The sequence below is a fragment of the Vibrio sp. PID23_8 genome (genome assembly GCF_003584965.1).
GTDB lineage: Bacteria > Pseudomonadota > Gammaproteobacteria > Enterobacterales > Vibrionaceae > Vibrio.
In genome coordinates, this window is record NZ_LIXE01000007.1 from 63701 (window position 1) to 85174 (window position 21474).

The 21474-nt window shown below is 43.3% G+C and carries 23 protein-coding genes; 10 read left to right on the forward strand and 13 right to left on the reverse strand.

Going from position 1 to position 21474, the window contains the following annotated elements:
- Positions 1-25: 25 nt before the first annotated feature.
- Entirely contained in the window at positions 26-184 is a 159-nt protein-coding gene (locus tag AK966_RS12975) for a DUF2256 domain-containing protein (protein WP_099078291.1), read from the reverse strand.
- Positions 185-318: 134 nt separating this feature from the next.
- Positions 319-1461: a peptide-methionine (R)-S-oxide reductase MsrB gene (msrB, locus tag AK966_RS12980; RefSeq protein WP_119464301.1), complete on the reverse strand. Its 1143-nt coding sequence runs from the start codon at positions 1459-1461 to the stop codon at positions 319-321.
- 186 nt (positions 1462-1647) lie between these two features.
- Between msrB and AK966_RS12985 the strand changes: the two genes are divergently transcribed.
- The 3 genes from AK966_RS12985 (at position 1648) to AK966_RS19940 (ending at position 2969) form a co-directional block, all read left to right on the forward strand.
- On the forward strand, positions 1648-2046 hold the full coding sequence (locus AK966_RS12985) for an OsmC family protein (RefSeq protein WP_099078289.1): 399 nt from the start codon (positions 1648-1650) through the stop codon (positions 2044-2046).
- 108 nt (positions 2047-2154) lie between these two features.
- A complete protein-coding gene (locus tag AK966_RS12990; RefSeq protein WP_099078288.1) occupies positions 2155-2730 on the forward strand; it encodes a sugar O-acetyltransferase in 576 nt (191 codons plus the stop codon).
- 74 nt (positions 2731-2804) lie between these two features.
- Positions 2805-2969 carry a hypothetical protein gene (locus AK966_RS19940; protein ID WP_099078354.1) on the forward strand — a complete coding sequence of 55 codons (165 nt, stop codon included), beginning with the start codon at positions 2805-2807 and terminating at the stop codon, positions 2967-2969.
- A gap of 100 nt (positions 2970-3069) precedes the next feature.
- Here AK966_RS19940 and AK966_RS19945 read toward each other — a convergent pair whose 3' ends face one another.
- Positions 3070-3246: a hypothetical protein gene (locus tag AK966_RS19945; RefSeq protein WP_172438052.1), complete on the reverse strand. Its 177-nt coding sequence runs from the start codon at positions 3244-3246 to the stop codon at positions 3070-3072.
- Between the two features lie 446 nt (positions 3247-3692).
- On the opposite strand from AK966_RS19945, the gene yjjG reads away from it, so the two are divergent.
- The gene (yjjG, locus tag AK966_RS13000) at positions 3693-4367 is read left to right on the forward strand and encodes a pyrimidine 5'-nucleotidase (RefSeq protein ID WP_099078286.1); all 675 of its coding nucleotides are present in this window, start codon (positions 3693-3695) and stop codon (positions 4365-4367) included.
- 138 nt (positions 4368-4505) lie between these two features.
- Here yjjG and AK966_RS13005 read toward each other — a convergent pair whose 3' ends face one another.
- Positions 4506-6488 (reverse strand): hypothetical protein, encoded by a 1983-nt coding sequence (locus AK966_RS13005; RefSeq protein ID WP_119464302.1) that lies wholly within the window; start codon positions 6486-6488, stop codon positions 4506-4508.
- A gap of 179 nt (positions 6489-6667) precedes the next feature.
- Positions 6668-7129, reverse strand: a complete 462-nt coding sequence (locus AK966_RS13010; protein ID WP_119464303.1) for a hypothetical protein — start codon at positions 7127-7129, stop codon at positions 6668-6670.
- Positions 7130-7318: 189 nt separating this feature from the next.
- On the opposite strand from AK966_RS13010, the gene AK966_RS13015 reads away from it, so the two are divergent.
- A complete protein-coding gene (locus AK966_RS13015) occupies positions 7319-7858 on the forward strand; it encodes an NUDIX hydrolase (RefSeq protein ID WP_099078283.1) in 540 nt (179 codons plus the stop codon).
- A 9-nt stretch (positions 7859-7867) separates the two neighbouring features.
- On the opposite strand, the gene AK966_RS13020 is transcribed toward AK966_RS13015, so the two are convergent.
- On the reverse strand, positions 7868-11143 hold the full coding sequence (locus tag AK966_RS13020; protein ID WP_253252655.1) for a mechanosensitive ion channel domain-containing protein: 3276 nt from the start codon (positions 11141-11143) through the stop codon (positions 7868-7870).
- 327 nt (positions 11144-11470) lie between these two features.
- On the opposite strand from AK966_RS13020, the gene phnR reads away from it, so the two are divergent.
- On the forward strand, positions 11471-12175 hold the full coding sequence (phnR, locus tag AK966_RS13025) for a phosphonate utilization transcriptional regulator PhnR (protein ID WP_119464304.1): 705 nt from the start codon (positions 11471-11473) through the stop codon (positions 12173-12175).
- Positions 12176-13119: 944 nt separating this feature from the next.
- Here the strand turns inward: phnR and AK966_RS13035 are convergent.
- Complete coding sequence (locus AK966_RS13035) at positions 13120-13431, reverse strand: DUF1840 domain-containing protein (protein WP_099078281.1); 312 nt, start codon at positions 13429-13431, stop codon at positions 13120-13122.
- 234 nt (positions 13432-13665) lie between these two features.
- Between AK966_RS13035 and AK966_RS13040 the strand changes: the two genes are divergently transcribed.
- The gene (locus AK966_RS13040) at positions 13666-14790 is read left to right on the forward strand and encodes a M14-type cytosolic carboxypeptidase (protein ID WP_099078280.1); all 1125 of its coding nucleotides are present in this window, start codon (positions 13666-13668) and stop codon (positions 14788-14790) included.
- Positions 14791-14832: 42 nt separating this feature from the next.
- On the forward strand, positions 14833-15066 hold the full coding sequence (locus AK966_RS13045; RefSeq protein ID WP_143699929.1) for a hypothetical protein: 234 nt from the start codon (positions 14833-14835) through the stop codon (positions 15064-15066).
- Between the two features lie 68 nt (positions 15067-15134).
- Here the strand turns inward: AK966_RS13045 and AK966_RS13050 are convergent, their stop codons facing one another.
- Complete coding sequence (locus AK966_RS13050; RefSeq protein WP_119464305.1) at positions 15135-16505, reverse strand: L-serine ammonia-lyase; 1371 nt, start codon at positions 16503-16505, stop codon at positions 15135-15137.
- A gap of 146 nt (positions 16506-16651) precedes the next feature.
- On the opposite strand from AK966_RS13050, the gene AK966_RS13055 reads away from it, so the two are divergent.
- Complete coding sequence (locus AK966_RS13055; protein ID WP_099078277.1) at positions 16652-17542, forward strand: YdcF family protein; 891 nt, start codon at positions 16652-16654, stop codon at positions 17540-17542.
- Between the two features lie 11 nt (positions 17543-17553).
- Here the strand turns inward: AK966_RS13055 and AK966_RS13060 are convergent, their stop codons facing one another.
- A complete protein-coding gene (locus AK966_RS13060; protein WP_119464306.1) occupies positions 17554-17814 on the reverse strand; it encodes a DUF333 domain-containing protein in 261 nt (86 codons plus the stop codon).
- 217 nt (positions 17815-18031) lie between these two features.
- On the opposite strand from AK966_RS13060, the gene AK966_RS13065 reads away from it, so the two are divergent.
- On the forward strand, positions 18032-18550 hold the full coding sequence (locus AK966_RS13065; RefSeq protein ID WP_099078275.1) for an NUDIX hydrolase: 519 nt from the start codon (positions 18032-18034) through the stop codon (positions 18548-18550).
- A gap of 457 nt (positions 18551-19007) precedes the next feature.
- Here the strand turns inward: AK966_RS13065 and AK966_RS13070 are convergent, their stop codons facing one another.
- From AK966_RS13070 to flgA, 4 genes are all read right to left on the reverse strand, one after another.
- Positions 19008-19754, reverse strand: a complete 747-nt coding sequence (locus AK966_RS13070) for a lytic transglycosylase domain-containing protein (protein WP_119464307.1) — start codon at positions 19752-19754, stop codon at positions 19008-19010.
- Complete coding sequence (gene flgN / locus AK966_RS13075) at positions 19735-20172, reverse strand: flagellar export chaperone FlgN (RefSeq protein WP_099078273.1); 438 nt, start codon at positions 20170-20172, stop codon at positions 19735-19737. The genes AK966_RS13070 and flgN overlap by 20 nt, the downstream gene beginning before the upstream one ends.
- 22 nt (positions 20173-20194) lie before the next feature.
- Positions 20195-20476, reverse strand: a complete 282-nt coding sequence (gene flgM, locus AK966_RS13080; RefSeq protein WP_119464308.1) for a flagellar biosynthesis anti-sigma factor FlgM — start codon at positions 20474-20476, stop codon at positions 20195-20197.
- A gap of 135 nt (positions 20477-20611) precedes the next feature.
- Positions 20612-21409, reverse strand: a complete 798-nt coding sequence (gene flgA, locus AK966_RS13085) for a flagellar basal body P-ring formation chaperone FlgA (protein WP_119464309.1) — start codon at positions 21407-21409, stop codon at positions 20612-20614.
- Positions 21410-21474 lie beyond the last annotated feature (65 nt).

Genomic DNA, 21474 nt, shown 5'->3' on the forward strand with positions numbered 1-21474 from the left:
CGAGTGCCCTACATTTTCTTTGTTTTTACTTCTTTGTTTTTACTTCTTTGTTTTTACTTCTTCGACAACGCTCAGAACAATAAATGATCTCTTCCCAATTTCGCGCCCACTTCTTTCGCCAAGAAAATGGGCGTTTACACACAAGACAAACCTTTATCGGCAGATTGGACTTAAAACCTTTCATCGCTCTGATTGTTCACTCCTCTTGGTTTCACCTTGCTTGATACCGCTTGATTTTAGTCGAGTGTAGCTATTTGTTGAGTATAGCTATTTGTTGAGCGGTGCTACTTGTTAGGAGTGGCTACCTGTAGCATGAGGCTATTTATCGAATAAATACAGGTAATCGCCGTAACCTAGGCTCGCCATCTTGTTGACAGGGATAAACTCCATCGCAGCGGAGTTCATGCAGTAACGTAACCCGGTTGGTTTTGGACCGTCTTTAAATACGTGACCAATGTGAGAATCACCAAATTTACTGCGGATCTCGGTGCGAGGGTAGACCAATTTAAAGTCGGTCTTCTCGACGATGTAAGCTGGGTTAATTGGTCGAGTAAAGCTTGGCCAGCCAGTGCCTGATTTGTACTTGTCGGTAGATGAGAAAAGTGGCTCACCAGACACAATATCAACGTATATTCCGGCTGCCTTGTTGTCCCAGTACTTGTTGTCAAAAGGACGCTCTGTTCCCTCTTCTTGGGTGACGTAGTACTGTAGCTCGGTCAGTTTTGCCTTAATCTCTTTGTCGGAGGGTTTAGTGTAAACCTTTACTTTGGTTTGTAATTCCTGTTCTTCAATAAGCTGACGTAGTGTTTTGGGATTCTCTTGGCGATCGTCACCAAAAACTTTATCTAAGTATTTGTCTCGGCCAGATGCGTAGCGATAGTACTTATATTTCAAGCTACTCTTTTTGTAGTAATCTTGATGATACGTTTCTGCGGGGTAAAATTTTTCAAACGCGATCAGTTCTGTTTTGAGTGGCTTTGGATAGATCATTGCTTTATTGATTTCCATCATAAATTGCTCGGCAATCTGCTTTTGCTCTGCATTATGGTAGAAAATTGCAGGGCGATATTGAGAACCACGATCGACAAATGAGCCTTTGTCGTCCGTAGGATCGATATGACGGAAGAAATAATCTAGCACTTGCTCGTAACTCACTACGTTAGGGTTAAACTTCACTTCGATGACTTCAATATGGCCAGACTTTCCCGAAGAGACTTGGCGATAGGTCGGGTTTGCTAAATCACCACCTGAATAACCAGACACAACGTCCAATACTCCCGGCAATTGTTCTAAATCCGATTCAGTACACCAAAAGCAACCACCCGCTAATGTCGCAATGTCGGTAGTGCTCGATGCGTTGGCTTTACCCATGGTGTCGGCAGTCCCCACTTTGCTGAGTAGAATAAGCAGGACAGGAGTAACCAAAGCGAATGCCCACAGCAACTTAGATACTTTCTTCATAGCAGCCTCAAACGTTAGTTTCGTTATCAGTATTACGTAACAAGACAGGATAAGGCGTGAAAAAATTGCAGTGTTGTTGAAAATTCCTTTGCCCTTTTTGACCAGAAAGTTACAGTAACGGCACGAAACAAGCACTCATCGAGCGAAAGTAGAGTCGGTGAGTTGGATAGCAATATGAGGGAAACCATGCAAGCAGAAGTTAAATGGGTAGAAGGCTTTAAGTTCCTTGGTCAGTCTCAATCTGGTCATTCAGTGGTGATGGATGGCAACGGCGGCGCAACGGCACCAAGCCCAATGGAAATGGTATTAATGGCTGCTGGTGGTTGCAGTTCTGTAGACGTTGTTGATGGTTTGAAAACGGCGGGTCAAAAAGTTACTTCTGTTAACGCAAAGCTTACAACGGAGCGCCGTGAAACAGCACCGCGAATTTTTACACAAGTGAATATCCACTTTGAAGTTTCAGGGGAAGACCTAGACTCCGAAATCGTAGCTAAAGTAGCGGCAGATTCACTAGAGAAATACTGCTCAGTGTGTTTGATGCTCGGTAAAGGCGTAGAGATGACTCATAGTTGGGAAATTGTATAAACCCCTTTGCAAAATCACAAAATAGGAAAGAGAAAAGCGCGAGCTTTTCTCTTTTTTATCAATATTTTGCATTACTCTATTAACGTCAAAAGTTGTAGGAATAATCCAGTGACCGAATTAGAAAAAATGATGTCTGGGCAAGTCTTTGATGGTGGAGACGAAGAGATTGATGCGATTCGTACGAATGCAACCAAAACGTTACTCAAGTTGAATAGCAGCACCGATGCCGAAGAGCGTATTACCTTACAAGCAGAGCTACTAGGCAAGGTGGGAAATAGCTATATTCAACCACCATTTCATTGTGAATTTGGTAAAACCATTGAGATCGGCGAGCAGACTTTTATCAACATGAACGTGGTGATGCTTGATGGAGCCAAAATCACCATCGGTAGCCACGTTCTTATCGGCCCTAGTGTTCAGTTTTATACCGCTTCGCACTCTCTGGATTACCACAGTCGACTCAAGTGGGAAACGTTTTGTAAGCCGATCACAATCGAAGATAGTGTCTGGATTGGTGGCAACTCGGTGATCAACCAAGGCGTGACCATTGGTGCTCGCTCAGTCATTGCAGCTAACTCAGTGGTAAACAGTGATGTCCCACCAGACTGCCTTTACGGCGGCACGCCTGCCAAGTTGATTCGTCGTCTGGATCAAGAGAACTCGTTAAATGCTGCACCTGAATAGCGCACAAAATTATGTAGAACATGCGTAGATTGGAAATATAATGCCTTATAAATTTCTAATCAGTGATGACAAAAATGAGAAAGTTCTACGTAGTTGAGGGTGATATCAACGCCAAGAAAGCAAAATTAGCTTATCCAACATTGGTTTTGTGTGAGAAGTGTGTCAATCACTATGTCGTCATTAGCGAAGGTGAGAGAACGTATCAAGAATGTGCTAAATGTGGTGCAGATAAGTCTTAACGTCTCCCTGAATGGTAAAACACAAAAGCCACGGTTTCATTCTAAAAACTCGTGGCCTGTTTGTTTTTAGCGTGCAAAGATGTATGTCGATGAGTAAAGACTAGTCAATTTTTACTGTCGCCCATACAAAGCGGTGGTCAGAAGACACTTCTTTATCTGTACCACGATCCCCAACTCGAGAGTCATTAAATAACAAACGACCCTCTTCGCCTTTTGCTTGCCAATATACGCCTGTATCTACCACATCAAGGTCAGCAGATGGCACCGCGTAATCCACTCGTGAGCCAAACGTTGCAGTGCGTGTTTCTGGGTTAAGGGTGACCTTTGCTGTTGTCTTCGTGCGTTGCCCCTGCTGATTCTGGTGTGTTCTGTTGGCCGACGTGATCAACAGTTTGATTAACTAAAGAATCACTCATTAGCTCTAATACACCGTTGAATCGAGCGTCTGTTGCATTGCCAAATTCAGTATCTGCGTTTAAGTCCCCCCATCAATTAAGGGCGGCGTATTCTAAATTATCAATTCCAATAATAAACGTTTGCGGCGATCGTCTGACTCGTTTGGGGCAGCAGTTAACGAACTTAGAATGAGATTGCTTTTTGAATCAGCCATTTTGCGTATTTCGAGCGAGAGTGAGGAAAAGAGTCTCGAATAAGAGATTTTCATTGAGAATAAGACCATCTAAACTACTCGCCAGAAATGACCTTGATATTGGAAAGAAGAAAATGAAATACGACTGGATCTTGTTTGATGCTGATGAAACCTTGTTTCACTTTGATGCCTTCAAAGGTTTGCAGCTGATGTTTTCTCGCAAAGGCGTAGATTTTACTGAGCAAGACTTCGTGCACTACCAAACGGTCAATAAACCACTATGGGTCGATTATCAAGATGGTAAAGTGACGGCAGAAGAGTTGAAGCATAAGCGTTTCACCGAGTGGGCTGAAAAGCTGAGTACGACGACGGCAGAATTGAACAGTGCCTTTCTAGAGGCGATGGCAGACATCTGTACGTTGTTGCCAGGCGCAAAAGAGCTGATGGAAGCGCTGCATGGTAAAGCGAAGATGGGGATCATCACCAACGGGTTTACCGAACTGCAAGCGATTCGACTAGAGCGTACAGGAATGGCGAACTACTTTGATCATGTGGTGATCTCTGAGCAAGTTGGCATCGCGAAACCGGATTTAGGTATCTTTGAATACGCGATGGGGCAAATGGGCTACCCATGTAAAACTCGAGTACTGATGGTGGGGGACAACCTGCATTCCGATATTCTTGGTGGTCATAATTTTGGTATTGAAACTTGTTGGTTGAATACTACCGGTGCAAGTGTTGATGGCCAAATAGCACCAAACTATACGGTTGCTTCATTAGATGAGCTAAAAAGTATCCTTGTTGCGTAGATATCGTAGATTACCTAGGTGACCTTGGCTACCTAGCATGCAAAGTTCGTCTTAACATGCTAAAAAGGCTTTAGGGACCGGATTGAAAACACCATCGAATGCACGATGGTGTTTTTGTTTAATTCATCAACTATCACATTATTCATCAACAATCACGGCTTCGAGGTTCCCCCATGGCTCAAGTGCGACATCTTGCCCGCCGTTCCAAATAATAATCGGCAAAGGATCGGGTTTAACATATTCAGAGAAAGTGGAATCTGAAATTAGATCGGTCGATTTGACGGGGAACACCAGTAAGTCAGCAAACATAACCTGTTGATCGTATTTCAGGATGTCCGCTACTTTCCCCCAATAAATAAAATCATTGGCTTCCATCCATTCTGTGGTTGGATTGGTCTTGAGCATTTGAGAAGCTGGTGGATACTGAATATCAACGTCTAGCACTATTCCCTCTGTGCTGTCTCTTAATCTAACTTGAATCCCATCGTTAATGTTCTCGGTATAGGTGAACTGATCGGATGGCGGCTCGATTAATTGCGCTAAAGTAGCCGGGTTAGAAAAGTCCATACCGGGTAGGTAACGTTCCAAAGCGATGATCGGATCAAACCCGCCGATGTTGGTTTGTGCCTCTAAGACGCTGAACCTAGGTTTAGGGTCGGATTCTTCTGGGTTGATGACATAGGTCGACCATTCTGCTCGATAGCCATTGAGGTTTTGTCCCACCGATTGATAAATATTCAACGATACGGCGTAAACGGCTTTATGTTGCTCTGGATAAAAACGCATTTTGGCGAGCTTAAATGAGGGGGGTATAAAGGCTTTTTCAAATGCACGGACACGATGAGTGGCAATTTCAAAGTTGATAAACAGCGTCTTTGGTGCGTTCAGCAGTGAGAAGAACATCTTCGGTTTTTCTATGCCATAAAGAATGCCCAGACCTTGGTAAATATCTAGTAGAGCATAGTATAAGGTTGGTAGGGTGTGGGCTGGAAGCACAGCGGGTTGAGATTGAGCGATACCAAACAGCGTTGCAAATACGTCTTGTGGATCTTGCCCTTCCAGAACACAACCGATGAGGTGGGTGAAAAGCTCTGAACTATTGCTCGATTGTGTCGCTAGCGCACATGCACTAACACCACCAGCAAGTACTTGAGCAGGAGAAGTGACGGGTTGAACTAGGAACTCGCTCGTTTCCGCCAGTACAAATGCTTGTGGTGATCCTATAACGAACTGCCCCCATGGAAAGTCATGGTGGATGTCGATAGACCTTGGCTTGGTTGTGACGAACTTAGCACTGACCGAACTGCCATCGTAATAATAGCGGGAGACGCTTCCCATTGGCCCCAAGACTGTTTCACTTGCATCAAGATACCACTGTGAAAAGTGCAGGCGTTTGTTGATTTCTGTTCTGTCGGCTTTTTTTGTCTTGAGCGGAACCGTCCAATGTAAATTGCCCTCATTCGTTAGCAGTGTGCCGGACCATTGTTGAGGCAATGAGGTGAGTTGTATTTGCGCTGGTGTTAGATTGGATAGTTGCAACAAGTCAGTTCCAGGCGTCGCTTTATAGCTGGCAAATCGATACAGATACGTGGTGTCACTTCCTGGGAGTTGAACAAACGTTTTTAAGTCGACTTTATAACCTTGCTCCGCACGGGTAGTGAGTCCGATATCCGCGATAACATAGAATTTTTTCGGGAATAAAATCTCTCTTAACCGTTGCCATCCCTTTTCTTCGAGGAATGTGTCAAAGCGCGTGGCATCCGCTGGAGAACGATCAATGACGACTGGTTTGACGCTCGTGATCTGGTAGGGTGGAAAGATGCCAACACTGCTTGAAAATGCGTGTATTTGGGAGGGGGCGAGCTCCCATATGATGAGCCCGCGATCGTTTATCTCATAAGGAAAAATGGGGGGCTCCTGACCGGAGATGGTGGCTTGTCGAAATGCCGCATCTAGCCTTGCTCCGCCAAATACGTTGTTTCTAATTTCCGTCAGTATCTGCTTTTCTTCTAATGAGATACGGAGTGCGGGGTTGGTGTTGGCAAGTGTTGTTGAGCCTATCAAAGTGCAAAACACCAGGCTGACAACCATTGTCAGTCGAACGATCGCTTGAGTATTCATGAAAGGCCTCCTTGCCTACATTAGATATGTCACCAAGCAAGTATAGTTAATCCATAGGAAGATAATTTTAGCTTTTAAAATATCCATTGGAAGTTACTGGGTTGTGGTATGTAAGATAAGCAAAGAAGACAAGGGAAAACGCCGAATAATCAGCGCTGTCAGTGGGGAGCTTAGTCTACTTATGATTGCAGCTCTTTTTCACCCAGTTTGAAATAAATCTTGCCGACAATGACTTCAGAGATCAAGATGGTGAACACGACGGCAAAGAAGGCGACCACACCATTCCATGGGCCACTGAAGTTGATTTTGTCACCAAACAACAGGTTGATGGCTTCAAGCATGATGAATTTCGACCCGACTAAAATGACGTATGTCGAAAGTCCGCGATAGATCTTCGGGGCAGTGCCAGGTTTTGATTTAAAGTACTCTGCAATTTTGTGTTCTGCTTTAATTGAAAGTTTCAGGAGCAACTGAAGTAATAGTGCTGCTGCAAACGAAATCGTAAACGAATCAATGGTCACGAAATCCCAATATTCGTCGTAGAAGTTCAGTACCGTCAGGTCTACCAATACCGCTAAGGTATAACCAACAAACAGACGTTGTGGCGTGTTAAAACCGTAGACTTTATCTGCTGCGCTCATAAGAACCCTCAATCAAATAGTGAACAAGTTTGCAAAGTCTTGCCTTGCGCTGATGGAATAACTATAGAAATTCATTTGACCTAAAACTTGCCATTTTGCGCCATGTGCTCAAATGAAAGACAGTAGGCCGTCTATAAATGCCGGCGCAAACCGCGTTAGAATGGAGTTTCATTATGGGAAGGAATCATCATGGCAGACATTAAACAGCTCGATAGTAAAGTGGTGTATCAAAATAAGTGGATGACAGTGCGAGAAGATAAAATTTTACGCCCGAGCGGAGCCGAAGGGATTTATGGGGTGGTGGATAAACCAGACTGCGTCGCGATTCTGGCAATCGACTATGGGGAGATCCACTTAGTTCAGCAATATCGTTACACCATTGGTCAACGTTGCTGGGAAATTCCTCAAGGTGCATGGGAGTCAAACCCAGATGCTAACCATTTAGAATTAGCGAAAGGCGAGCTGCGCGAAGAGACAGGGCTACAAGCGGGGACGATGGAGTATGTTGGTCCTCAGTTTATCGCGTATGGATTTTTGAATCAGACCTGTCATGTCTATGTTGCCAGTGACTTGTGTGAAGTCGGTAACCACCTTGATGCAGAAGAAGAGGATCTCATCACTCGTGCTTTTTCTATAGCGACGTTCGAACAGATGATGATCGACGCTGAAATCAAGGATTGCGTTACCGTCGCAGCTTACGGTTTGGCTAAGCTTAAGGGGATGGTGTAGTTTTGCCGGTTAAGGGTTTGCTTGAGGTCGATCTCCATTACTTGGCCAGTCACGTACGTGAACATCCATCTGCGGGAAAGAAATTTCGATACCATGTTGTTTAAACAGTTTGTCAATTTTTGAGTTAATGATATGCAAGGTTGGCAAGCGATGATCAATTGAGTTTATATACACACGTAATTCAAAGTCCAAACTGCTTGCTCCAAAGGATAAGAAAAATACTGAAGGTTCGGGGTCGTCAAGCACAATAGAATGCTCTTTGGCGACATCATAGAGCAGCTGCTCTACTTTTTCGATGTCGGAGCCGTATGCCACGCCAATCGGTATCACAATTCGTGTAATGGAATCACTGAGTGACCAGTTTATCAGTTTTTCAGTAATAAACGTTTTGTTGGGTACGACGATTTCTTTATTGTCCCAATCAATAATGGTCGTTGCTCGTGTCTGGATTTTACTAACCGTACCGGAGAGATCATTAATAGTTACGATGTCCCCAATGCGGATTGGACGCTCAAATAATAAAATCAAACCAGAAATAAAGTTAGCGAAAATCTCTTGCAAGCCAAAACCGAGGCCGACACCAAAGGCCGCGACCAGCCACTGCAATCTTGACCATTGAAAACCGAGAGTAGAAAACGCGAACATGACACCAACCATTAAAATTAAATAGCGTAGTAGGGTCGTTATCGCGTATCCCGTACCAGGACCAAGCTCTAACTTTCGCAACACTAACAATTCCAAAATACCAGGTAAGTTGCGGATAGCAACGAAGGTCACTATGAGTGTGATAACGGCTAAAATGAGCGATTGAAGTGTCACGTCAACCAATGTTGAACTGCCGCTGATCACTTCGCTGACTTGCCATACGATAACTTTATCGAGCCAACGGGTCATTTCTAAAGCACTAGACCAGAGTGTAAGCAGCGCGATGACTAAAACGATTAAAGACAATCCTTTCAATAGTGTGGTCGATTGTTCATTTATTTCTTCGCTATCCAAGCCCTGAGCGTCAACGTCTGGTAAGTTTTCTTTTAGCCGAGCTATTTCCTTGGACTCTTCCTCTTGTTCTTGCAGGTGTGCAACTAACTCTTCACGTCGTGCGAGTAAACGTTGATAATTTAGTTGCCGATATTCAAGTTTAAGCCAACGTTCTCCTAGCTGATAGATAAATAACCCACCTAGCAGCAAGAAAATGGTCATCTGTTGATAGACCAGGAACATCCGAGATGCAACAGAAAGCCCCATCACACTCAATATGATGATGGCAATAAATGAACCCAAAATAATGCCCTTCAGTAAGAAGAACCCCACCCCTTGATGAAGTGGAGCAGGAAGTACCAACGAAATCCGATCAGACTTAAGTAACCCAAAATAAACGAAGGTCATTATTGTTATCAAAATTAAAAATAATAGCCTTGAAACTTCGGCTTGTTCATTGTTTGCGACAACTTCGGCGAAAGTGATGATGAGTAAAAAGGCAGTGATAGGTATGCAGAGTTGGTTACTCTTAACATTAAGAAAAGTACAGACCTGACTTGGCCACTTGAGATGAACCTCTAACAACCCATTTTTTTCGCTCATCCCATGAATGAGCTCTAAGGCAAACAGAGCAAAGGCGCTTGCCATGATTAGTATTTTTGAGTCGTTAAAATTCGGAGAAGGCCAGACCCAATATAACATCATGGCAGTACAGGCAAACCATATTGGTAGAATGAAAGCACGGCATATCACCAATAGTAATAGGGATACACTGTTTTGAAATCGGTCCTTTACAGGGTGACCGTATACTTTTTTATATTGAGCACTCAAACTTATGGAGTAAGCATCGGACTTACGACGGAGATAAAACAGAATTAAGGTGTAAGTAGGCATAAGTATGCTTACAAACAGTAATGAAGAATGATTTAAGCGTTTCGACATGGATGAAATAGGATGTGAAGTTCCAAACCACACCTTAGGGTCAAAATGAGCCATGTTTTGCCACAAAGGTGGATTGCTTCGTGCCCAGAGTTGTTGCTCTTTCAGGAAATTACGCGCATTTTTAACCTCTAATGCGTATTGATTAATACTTACCTGCAGTTTGCTTAGTGCAATAATCAATTTCTCATAGTCGTCAATAAGCTTTTCAAGTATTTGTTTAGAAAGATTATTTATACGTTCTGTCGGTTTTAAAGACGTATCATCGTTCTCTTGTGTAGGCACACTACTTTCTTTGTCTAATAACTGGGTGAGTTCATATTTTCGAATATGAGCATGTGCGATCTTATCAGGGATCACCCTGTCTTCCACCTTTTTGGGGAGCCTTTCTAATTGAACGCGAAGAGAGGTGCCAAAGGCAGGGCTGTTTTTTAACCAAGCTAGGTTTTCTCTCACCAAGCTTTGCTCTTCGGATAAGTTGTGTAGCTTCAATTGGTATTGTTGGGTGGACACTCGAGTGTCATCGATATCAACTAATACACTTTCCAGCTCGTCTGCATGCTGACGTAATTGATCAATATCTTGTTGTATTTTTTTTGATGGACCGACGATCCTCTCTGCGCTTGCTTTTGCTTCAGCGATTAATACTTTAACCGAGGCTTGCTCCAATTTTGTCAGATTATTTTGCAGCTTTTCTAAAACGGGTGAAGCTAATTCTAGTTTTTTTTCGAGCAGTTTCTGTTCGAGTTGAAGTAATTCAAAGCGTTCATCCAAGCTTTGTAAAGCCATAGATGTGGCTTCTTGTTTTAACTTCAATCCTTGTAAACGTGTCGCTGTAAGCCATTGGTCGACTTGAGAATGTGATGAAGATTTGATGATGGTATCTTTATCTGTTTTGGCAAAAGTTGCTTTGTCTATCTCTTGATTGAGTTTGGCGAGCGAAACGGGCAGTGTTTTTCGATCTTCGGTAAGTTGTGTTAGGTTTTGTGCATTGGAGCGCAACGTAATCTGCCATTGATTGATGGCGGCTTGAAGCGATGAAATTGACTGTGAGAGATCATTGTAATTTGTCGTTTCCGTTGTGTTAAATATGTCTAATGAGTTTGCTTGAGCGATTTGCTCTTGAAGTTGTTTTTCTTGCGTTGGGAATTGATGGATAACATTTTGATAGTTTTTGGTTAATGACTGCTGTGTCGCAAATTCATTGATTTCTTTCAAAAGGGTTTCGTATTGTGCGATCTTGGTTTTGTCTTTGGGAGATTCATTATTGAGTCGTGTGATTTCACTTTTCAAAAAATCAGTTTTTGGTAAATTTTGGGCAGTAACGAACGCAGATGTGACCAAGAATACAAAGGCGAAGAACCCCACATAAATCTTATATAATCCACTGTTTAACCGTATCTTCAAACTCTACCTCAACTTGCTCTAATCTCGTAAAAATAAGTGTATACGCTAGTTTAGATGGTCGCCTGTTTTCCGTACCCTAAAACAAAAAACGCCCCAGTGTGAAGTGGGGTGCTGTCATGCACCTATTTGGTGATGCATAGATGGCGATTTCTGCGGTAGTATTCTTCTAGTTAGGTATGCTTGGCAGAACTCTAACGTAGATATTGATTGAAATTACCAGTCAAAAGGGTGTAGAAACGGTAACGCTAGTGAGACATATGATATTGTCGCAACAGAGAAGGACTCCTCGTGCAGTACGTAAAAATTAAAGATTCAATTGTTGAACAGATAGAAGCGGGCACGCTCTCCCCTCGACAAAAGTTACCTGCGGAGCGAAAATTAGCCGAGTCCTTCAACACTACACGTGTCACTTTACGTGAAGCATTGTCGTTACTGGAAGTCGAAGGCCGGATCTATCGTGAAGATCGCCGAGGTTGGTTTATCGCGCCAGAGCCATTGCGTTACGATCTAACACAAACGCTCAACTTTCAGGCTATGGCTAAGGCACAAAACCGCATACCAAAAACACAATTAGTCGCGGCGAAAACTACGTTAGCGAATAAGCAAGCGACACGCTTATTGGACTTGCAACCGTTTTCTGATGTCTATCGTATTGATCGCGTACGTTATCTGGATGAGCGACCAGTGGTATACGTGACGAATTACGTTCGTCCAGATATTTTTCCAAACCTATTGGATTTCGAACTCACTGGCTCGTTAACAGATATTTGCCGTGAACACTTTAGTGTCGTGTATCAAAGCACTCGTTATCGGATTTCTACGAGTACGTTAATGGGGGAAATGGCTCAAGCACTTCGCGCCACCTCTGGCACTCCTGCGATGGTAATTGAACGCATCAATTACAATCAACATGGTGAGCAGATAAGCTGTGATATCGAATATTGGCGACATGATGCCATCAGTATTGAGTCTGTTACAGCGTTTACTCAATAGTAGCGCATTTACCGTTTGGGAGCGTGTCACTGAAGCACTTTCTTTGTTAAATAAACAATATCGTCAAGCAACTTGGAAGAGCCAACTATTACTCTGTGCTGTTTCCCTTGAACTTGAATCAGTGACCACGCTCTGAATGCTACCTCTTGACGTCACTTGGGTATAGGATCTGTTGGGGCGTTTATTTTTATTATGAGTTTGGTGTCTTGCAACTATTGATATATAGAGGAACCATTTTAACTTAACTTTAAACTGGCTAATGAAAACACTTGTTAGGATAGAGGCAATAGCTATCAGCTAACTATCGATTTAGTCTAAAATTTGTATTGGATATATTTATAGCCAAATATATCTATTAAATAATGACTAATCAAATTTTTTAATGTTCCGAAGTCATTTCTGGTCTTTATTAATGCTCTCTATTGTTCGAGTATTTATAAGCTCGAAGTTTAATGTAAGTAAAGAGCACATTATGAAACGTATAATCACTCTAGCAAGCCTTGTCACCTTGACAGTGGCACCGGGCACGTAGGTGGTTTCTTTTGGGCGGGTAATACTGAGACCATAAGTGGGGATGTTGTTGATAGAAAACAAGCAGCATACGAGATAGGATTTGATATGATTAAAGACTAACAGAGAATGGCTTCAAGTCCACGTCGGAAAGAGTTTGTCAATAGTTATGGTAATGTTGACCGAAAATCATTTTCTATTACTAATACGAAAGTAACGGTGGATGAGTTTCCTCAGTATTATGGCGAAAAAGTCTATCAATCAGTATTAAAAGTTAAATATGAATATCCTATTCGTGAACTTAGGTGTCGTTAGGTTTTATTATAAATTTATTTTTTAAGTAGCGACTTATTGATATTGAATAATGGGGGTTCCCCCCATTATATTTATTTTCTACGAGGAACTTACGAGTTGGTGGTTATTACGCTTTGCTATTAATTATCCCACATTACGTTATTTTTTTCTCGTGACGCTGCAGTAAGAAGTTCAATTAATGGAAGCGCCCTATTTTTTAAGCTAACAGCATGCTCTGTCATATCTTCGTCATCTGAAAGGCTTTTTATTTCTGGCAAATCACTTTCATTATCGAGCGCGATTTTTAAATTATTGAGTGCCGCTGGCACGTCATCGGCGAGGATCGCACCTGGGATCTCGGTACTATGCCCCATCATTTTAAGCATATGTAAAGCTATATCGTGGAACATGATGACGTTTGAATAGGATTTACAGCTAAATGTGACAAGCATCGTTAGTTATCCTTATGATTGAATAGATACTTTGGTAATCTTAGCTCATATTTTTTCTTATGGAGCTGAAAATTAGATGACCGATAAAGTGTTAAGTACCGAGTTGGGAAAGTTTGGCTACACTGATTGTTTTGGCTTTAAATACAAGATCAAAGGATGAAAGTGATAGGGGGCACTTTACCTTTATGATAGCCTCAGTGTTTAAAACTCAGATGCAAAAGGTGAGTAAAGATAATGAAAGTATTCAGCAATTTTGATAGTGGCAGTATTCACGTAGTGAACGCGGATGACAAAAATAACATCCGACTAAAAATACCGAATGACAACATGTCAGAATTCTACCAATGGTTTCACTTTCGTCTAGAGACAGAAGCCGAGCAATCGCACACGATTAAATTATTGGATTTGGCAAAATCAGCCTACCCGGAGGGCTGGCAAGGTTATGATGTGGTGGCGTCTTACGACCGTGAGGAATGGTTCCGTATTCCCACTGAATTTGATGGGGATACCCTGACCTTTACTGTGATTCCTGAGCATCGTTCTATCTACTTTGCTTACTTCGCACCTTATACGTACGATCGACACCTAGACCTGTTACACATGGCGCAAACTGCTCACCATTGTCAGTTAGAAACGTTAGGCCACACCATCGATGGCAACGACATGAGTTTATTGACTTTTGGTGAGCCAGAAGAGGGCAAAAAGAAAATTTGGATGATCGCCCGTCAGCACCCGGGTGAAACCATGGCTGAATGGTTTATGGAAGGGATGATTCAACGCCTTCTTGATGAAAATGATGCCGTTGCGCGTGCGCTATTAGAAAAAGCAGTGTTGTATGTTGTTCCAAATATGAACCCAGACGGCGGTATTCGTGGTCACTTGCGCACTAATGCAGTCGGTGTGAATTTAAACCGTGAATGGCAAACCCCATCTATGGAAAAAAGCCCGGAAGTATTCCTAGTACGTGAGCGAATGTTAGCAACAGGGGTGGATATGTTCTTGGACATTCATGGTGATGAAGCGATTCCATACAACTTTGTTGCCGGCTCTGAGGGGATTCCATCCTACGATGAGAACCTTGCTAAGTTAGAGGCGATGTTTAAGCAGGCGCTTTTAACCATTACGCCAGAATTCCAAGATAAAATTGGTTATGACAAAGACGAGCCAGGTAAAGCTAATTTAACGGTAGGCTCTAATTGGGTTGCGGAGCAATTTAAGTGCTTGTCTTATACGATTGAAATGCCATTTAAAGATAATAACAACTACCCAGATCCGCTTTATGGCTGGTCGCCGGAGCGAAGTGTGTTGTTTGGTCAGGATGTCTTAACGGCAACGCTTGCCGTTTCGGACGAAATTTGACCACATACATTCACAGTCCGCTTTTTGCGGGCTGTGCTACCTGTGAGCGATTCGACGCATCTATTTGCTAGAGTTGGTACCGTTTATGTGATGGCCGGTGATGAGAAACAGCTCGCACCAACTGGCTCTTTAGGTGAAGAAGTGCAACGTTTCGAAGACATGTTTGATGATGTTAGCAATGGTATGGATACAAACGATGTTGCGACAGGCTTGAACGAAAAGCTCGGTTCTGAGCCAGCGTCTGTCACTGGCTATCGGAAGGTTACATCCAGTTGAAGCGGTTGGCGGAACGTTCTCCGCCAATCATGGAAGATCTTCATGAGTTTGAAGGCGCTAAGCGCAGGTTATTCACAAGGCGGTGCCATATGAATCATCGCTAATCCGCCTAATGAGGTCTCACGGTATTTCTTGTTCATGTCTTTACCGGTTTGATACATAGTTTCGATAACTTTATCTAATGATATAAGGCATTTACTGGTGCGCTTTAAGGCCATGCGAGAGGCGTTGATGGCTTTAATTGCCCCCATCGCGTTTCGTTCAATACATGGCACTTGAACCAATCCCCCAATGGGGTCACAAGTCATACCCAATGAGTGTTCCATGGCGATTTCGGCGGCGATACAGATTTGTTCATTACTGCCCCCTCTTAGTGCCGTTAAACCCGCAGCGGCCATAGAAGAGGAGACACCAACTTCACCCTGACAGCCAACCTCTGCACCCGAAATCGATGCATTCGTTTTGTATAAGATTCCAATCGCACCAGCGACAGCGAGAAAGTCTTTAAGTTGCTTAGTGTCGAGTTCTTTGATGAAGCGATGGTAGTACATCAGTACTGCGGGAATCACACCCGCAGCACCATTGGTTGGAGAGGTCACGACTTGTCCTCCTGCCGCATTCTCTTCACTGACAGCAAAAGCAAACAAGTTAATCCAATCCATGATCTCCATTGGATCATTTTCAATCGCCGCATTGGCTTCAAGTTTCTTCAGTAGATTTGGCGCTCGGCGAGTGACGTTCAGCCCACCTTCCAAAATTCCTTCGGTATCGAAACCTCGTTGCATGCAAAGTGACATCACTTTCCATATTTGTTGTGCTTTTTGGTCAATGTCTTCTTGTTCACGAAATGCGCGTTCGTTTTGAAGGATCATTCCACCGAGGCTTAGACCGTTTTGTTCAGCTTTTTCCAGCATTTCATCAGCAGAAGAGAACGCGAAGGGGACTTGCACTTCCGTTTCGTTACAGCCGTGTTCTAGTTCTGCAGCGGTAGCGATGAAGCCTCCGCCGATGGAGTAGTAAGTTTCGAACGCCACTTGTCCGCCTTCAGCATCAAATGCGGTGATCATCATACCGTTCTCATGCAAGGGAAGATTATCGCTGTGGAAGACAATATCGTGAGCATAGTTGAACGCGATCACATGGACGCCTGAGACCGATAGAGTGCCATGTTCAATCGTATGTTGCAGTGCATTTTTGGCGCTCGACATTTTGATGGTATCAGGACGATTTCCCATCAAGCCAAGTACAACGGCACGGTTAGTATGATGGCCTTTTCCGGTCAGTGACAAAGAACCATAAAGGTCAACTTGCACCTTGTGTACTTTCGACATAGAGTCACTCAGTAGTTGAGTGAAATGGTAACCTGCAAGCATTGGACCATTAGTGTGTGAACTGGATGGGCCTACACCAACCTTAAAAATATCGAAAATCGACAGCATAATGAACTTCCTGTAGCCGTAGACCTTTCGCAAGGTCATTTAGAATAACATTGTTAAGTAGATGTTAATGTCGGGAGGGGGTATTGGCAAAGTGAATTTTTGTATACAAATCATTCAGTGCAAATTGGGGAAATGAGAACTTGGTAATGACGTTAGATAAGGTGGTCCTGGTTCTTGGTAAGCGGTTAGTGAACGATGAGCTGACTCTCGAGGGGCGAACTCGAGTAGAAGCATTAGTTGAGGCGTTAACGGATTTGCGCGTTGAAACGACGGCATTAGTCTTTTGTGGTGGCGTGACACGGGGTCAAACCGTCTCTGAAGCCGATGCCATGCTCACCTACTTTCGTCAGCTAACAGCCTCTGATTTCATGCCTTTTCCTCAGAGCCAAATCATCCTAGAAAACCAGTCACTTAATACAGTGCAGAATATGCAAAATTCAGTGGTAGCGTTGCAGCGAAGCGGGCTTTGCAAGAAGGACCAGCGGATTCAAGTCTCGTTGTTGTCCAATGATTACCACTTAGAGCGCATTTTAGAGATTCAAACCTTGATGGATGAACAAGGCTTACTGCGTGTGCTCAAAACGGGGAGTTTAGAGGCGGGGATTGAGTTAGATATTCCGATTGATATTAATCACCACATCAGCGCACACTATCCTCATGTTGGTACTTACGCTGAGGCGTTTTTATTGTCTGATGAACTCACAACGTATCGTGTGTATTTGGAGGGAGTGAAGAACAAGGCGTTTAAGCGAGACTTAGTTCAGGTGCAAGCCAAACCATTAGCCATTGCTCTCAAGGCGATAGAAAATCTCCAAGCTTTGCCTTTAGAACAAGAGGTTCTACGTCAAATCTCAGAAATGAAAAAGGCCATTGAGATGACGGCCATTGATGATTCAGTTCTAGCAGCAGAGCAAGCGTTGACGGTGCTCCATCCGATCCTCACAGCGTTAAATCAACGCCTCGATCCGGAAACTAGCGCTTTAGCTCGCGGTGAGTACGTACAGCACTCAATACAATCTAAGATTGCGAAAGCGTAATGAGGGTGAGGCTACGATGGGTTGCTTTCTTTGTGGTTGCTACGATAGTACTCCCACTGCTCAATGCGTTCATTTTCAGATAGAAGACAGTAGGTTATGCGTTCACCATTTTCCGTTACAGTTTCAAGTTCCCCGCCTTGTTGTACGCAGTATACTGCCGCTGGGTTTGACATTGATGTGTACTCTGTAGAGCGAGTTGCGCCTTCATAAGTTGAACAACCTGCAAGAACCATCGTGGCAGACACTGCTGTCATTAAACTTGTTTTTTTCATTCTTTATCTCCACATGGGATGAGCGACTATTGCGTTGATTATAGGAGACTTTAAGAAAAAGATTGTCTTCTGTTTGTTAAAAGCATGATCCGGTTAGGATATTTTAGAAATTGCTCGCTGTTTAAACAATTTGGCTTCAATCGTATCCAAATTGAAACTTGGGAAAGCCGATGAAATTCGGTAGTATGCGTGCAAAATATTCATAGCGGAAACCTCGATGAGACATCTAAAATCGACCACGCACCCAGATATTGAACATCTGGATGATAAAATCATCTTTCAGCGTAATGCTGCGCGAGCCATCGTGTTAGACGGTGAAGATGTATTACTACTCTATACAGAGCGTTACCACGATTACACTTTGCCGGGCGGTGGTATCGATGCGGGTGAAGATGTCATCGCAGGCTTGGTTCGTGAGCTAGAAGAAGAAACGGGGGCGAAGAACATTCATAGCATTAAGCCATTTGGTATTTTTGAAGAGTTTCGTCCTTGGTATAAAGAAGATGCAGACGTGATGCATATGATTTCGTATTGCTATACCTGCAAAATAGATCGTGAACTGGGTAAGACCGCTTACGAAGACTATGAGGTGAAGAATGGTATGCGACCAGTCTGGATGAATGTACACGAGGCGATTGCACACAACGAAAAGACCATGGCAGAGAGCCCGAAAAAAGGGATGAGCATTGATCGCGAAACTTTCCTTCTACAGTTGATCGCGAAGGAACTGTTGTAATACCAATAACAGTAAGTAAATGAACAGTTATTTAGTATGATTGGGATAATAACCCACCGATAAAAAGTCAACGCCAGTCATAAAAAAGTCCGAGTTCCTCCCCCGGAACTCGGACTTATTCCAGACGCGCAAGCGAAGCGTCATTCTTATGTTCTATTTCGATACTCTAATTTTGTATCAATATGTTTATGCCAATAACAATAGCCGCTTTGTATTTGCTGTGTAAATAATTAATAGGCAAAAAATATTGATTTTCATTTTTTTCGTAAAGACCTGTGATCAATATCTACACATATTGCAAGTTTTTTGGCTAGATTCTCACCGCTCGTATTGGATTTCTTAATTTTGAGATAGATTAATTGAACTTTTCGACGCGTGTTGGAAGTGAGATCAAGTACTTAGGGATTCATGACGCAAGGAAATGTAATTTTACATGCTTCTGACTTTGGCTGATTCATCATAAATCGATCAGCGGTGGCAGGCGGCCTAGGTCAATAAGTGGTTGCGGGTGATGTACCGATGGCGATGAAAATAATAATAAAGGCTGAAAAGAGTCACTGCGCAGTTTACTAACATCAACTAATTGCTCTAACGCATAAAAACGTTGGACGTATTGTTGCGTCTCTTTTGGCAATGTTAGCAGATTAAAATCGTCGGTTCCTGCTCGTTTTATTGCTCTTGCAACTCGACCTTCTCCAGCATTGTATGCCGCTAACGTTAGGGTGATGTCGTGGCCAAATTTTTGATATAGGAACGCTAAATAAGCTAGCGCAGCTTGAGTGCTAGCTTCGGCGTCAAACCGTTGGTCATTGTCTGATGACACCTGTAATCCAAATCGTATTGCGGTCGCCGGAATTAATTGCCAAAGCCCGGCAGCATTTGCATGGGAAACCGCATCTAGGTTATAGGAAGACTCCAACATTGGCACTAATACCAAGTTAGCTGGCAGCGACTTCAGCTTTAATTGTTTAAAAATGTGGTCTATCAATGAGCTGGCTGAATCAAGACGTTCGGCAATTTGCGACTTATAAGGGACGAGCACTTGATATTGGTGTTGAATATCATCACGGTGTGGTTTTGCATGAGCGGATGAGGAGGGACTCACTAAAGATAAGGCAACGAAAAGAAAGCCCACAGAGGAACACCGGGAAGGTATTAATGTCTGCGGGCAGAGCGAAAATCGCTTAGAAAGAGCGCTCTTCATAAGTATGTTGCACAGGTTGCTTGAGTTGACTGACTAACTCTTGGAACGCCGCAGAGCTTTGGCCATTACTCTGATTGTCCTGTTGGCATTGTTTCACAAAGGATTCCAACAGTGTCCATTGCTTTCTTGCTTGCGTGCCAATTTTAGATGGCAAGGCATTGAAGATTCGGTTCACACTGGCTTCATTACACGGCAACCCAAGAGCTCGCATTAGCTGGCTTCTTTCACTTGCAGAGCGACCAAGCTGATTCAAAATTGGCATTTGCTTTAGAATGTTTTCGTTTAGCGAATCGCCATCGAATTGCAAATACAATGTTTTTTGTTGTTGAATCAGCCCCAATAGTTGTTGGTAGAGTTTGACGTCTTCTGCGATAGAGCGAACAAACTGCTGAATGTGCTGTGATGCCGCCGTTGCCATGGTTGACTCCTAATGAGATGCGTTATTCGTGCCCAGTGTGGAATTGCATCACTGCTTTCGACAGCGCTTTGGTGTCGAGATTCAGCTCGCCACGTGCTAATGCGCTGCGGATCTGTTCGACCTTTGTCATGTCAATGTCTGGCAGTGATTGCATTTCTGCTTGAGCACGGTCTATAGCCGCGGTATTTGCTTGAAATGCGGGCTCTCGGTTTTTGCTCTGTGCGATAGGTTCGACAGGCTTTTTGCTCGCTTGCTGAAATTTAGTTTGTGGGACATGACCGCCCGTGACTTTATCGATTTTCATGTTGTGGTCCTTAATCATCATGTTCTAAATCGATTAGGCGACCAGGCTTTGATGAACATTAAACTTTAATTTTTACTCGATATCGATACTGGATGACGAGTAGTAAAGTGAGAAAATGTTACCTTGAGTCCAAAATCAGAATTGAGTATGGACTTGATTCACCCCTGTCACAACCGCCCGAATGACTTTACCTGAACCGATGTTCTCAACCTTAATCTGATGTCCTCTCTTTCCGTTTTCTAAGGCGACGCCCTTGGTGCTAGCACTAAATCCATCTTTGCTAGCGATGATGATCACTTCGTTGCCTTTTTCAATAAGTGGCGGAGCGCTGAGGTTGGTTGGATCAATCATTTGGCCTGCTCGAATACGGCGAATGGTTTCTAGCCCAATGGCTTGGTTTGTCTGTGTGTAGAAGTCGTCTTGACGAGAAATCGTTCGCGACTCAATTTTTAAGTTTGAGGTTGAGATGGATTCGTTACGTCCAATCGCAGTGGTGGCAACGAGAACCGGAAGTGTCACCTTAGATTTGATAGTCACATTGATTCGCCATTGAGAGTTGACATCTTCACAACTGACAGCTCGTTTTAAATTACCAATAGGCAACGGACGATTATCTCGTCCTGTGATTGCCAAAGGTGAATTACAAACGGGCAGATGATTGGCAGAACCTGGTACCCAAATTTGATAGTCCAGTTGATAATTTCCCCATTGGCGGGACTGTGCGACTTGCGCTACTTCTTGTTCAAACTGTTCGCTGACGATGGCTTTGAGCTCATCTACCGTCAGGGTTTTCTCATTAGCAATGGCATTCAACGAGCTTGCAATCAGAGCCAAACCGCAAAGCAGCATGATTGAGGGAAATCGACCTTTCCCCTTCTTTTGAATGGTTTCCGCAATCCGGAAGCGACGCTTCCCTGTCTGTTCATAATTCATTGATATATAAGAATAATTTTTATGGCATACATCTTGTTTTAATATTCGATGTATTCGAGCCGACT

What these genes read in the sequence shown, in the direction of transcription:
- AK966_RS12975 (WP_099078291.1), bottom strand. Translation starts at nt 184, where the DNA reads ATGAAAGGTTTTAAGTCCAATCTGCCGATAAAGGTTTGTCTTGTGTGT.
- msrB (WP_119464301.1), bottom strand. Translation starts at nt 1,461, where the DNA reads ATGAAGAAAGTATCTAAGTTGCTGTGGGCATTCGCTTTGGTTACTCCT.
- AK966_RS12985 (WP_099078289.1), top strand. Translation starts at nt 1,648, where the DNA reads ATGCAAGCAGAAGTTAAATGGGTAGAAGGCTTTAAGTTCCTTGGTCAG.
- AK966_RS19940 (WP_099078354.1), top strand. Translation starts at nt 2,805, where the DNA reads ATGAGAAAGTTCTACGTAGTTGAGGGTGATATCAACGCCAAGAAAGCA.
- yjjG (WP_099078286.1), top strand. Translation starts at nt 3,693, where the DNA reads ATGAAATACGACTGGATCTTGTTTGATGCTGATGAAACCTTGTTTCAC.
- AK966_RS13005 (WP_119464302.1), bottom strand. Translation starts at nt 6,488, where the DNA reads ATGAATACTCAAGCGATCGTTCGACTGACAATGGTTGTCAGCCTGGTG.
- AK966_RS13010 (WP_119464303.1), bottom strand. Translation starts at nt 7,129, where the DNA reads ATGAGCGCAGCAGATAAAGTCTACGGTTTTAACACGCCACAACGTCTG.
- AK966_RS13015 (WP_099078283.1), top strand. Translation starts at nt 7,319, where the DNA reads ATGGCAGACATTAAACAGCTCGATAGTAAAGTGGTGTATCAAAATAAG.
- AK966_RS13035 (WP_099078281.1), bottom strand. Translation starts at nt 13,431, where the DNA reads ATGCTTGTCACATTTAGCTGTAAATCCTATTCAAACGTCATCATGTTC.
- AK966_RS13040 (WP_099078280.1), top strand. Translation starts at nt 13,666, where the DNA reads ATGAAAGTATTCAGCAATTTTGATAGTGGCAGTATTCACGTAGTGAAC.
- AK966_RS13050 (WP_119464305.1), bottom strand. Translation starts at nt 16,505, where the DNA reads ATGCTGTCGATTTTCGATATTTTTAAGGTTGGTGTAGGCCCATCCAGT.
- AK966_RS13055 (WP_099078277.1), top strand. Translation starts at nt 16,652, where the DNA reads ATGACGTTAGATAAGGTGGTCCTGGTTCTTGGTAAGCGGTTAGTGAAC.
- AK966_RS13060 (WP_119464306.1), bottom strand. Translation starts at nt 17,814, where the DNA reads ATGAAAAAAACAAGTTTAATGACAGCAGTGTCTGCCACGATGGTTCTT.
- AK966_RS13065 (WP_099078275.1), top strand. Translation starts at nt 18,032, where the DNA reads ATGAGACATCTAAAATCGACCACGCACCCAGATATTGAACATCTGGAT.
- AK966_RS13070 (WP_119464307.1), bottom strand. Translation starts at nt 19,754, where the DNA reads ATGAAGAGCGCTCTTTCTAAGCGATTTTCGCTCTGCCCGCAGACATTA.
- flgN (WP_099078273.1), bottom strand. Translation starts at nt 20,172, where the DNA reads ATGGCAACGGCGGCATCACAGCACATTCAGCAGTTTGTTCGCTCTATC.
- flgM (WP_119464308.1), bottom strand. Translation starts at nt 20,476, where the DNA reads ATGAAAATCGATAAAGTCACGGGCGGTCATGTCCCACAAACTAAATTT.
- flgA (WP_119464309.1), bottom strand. Translation starts at nt 21,409, where the DNA reads ATGAATTATGAACAGACAGGGAAGCGTCGCTTCCGGATTGCGGAAACC.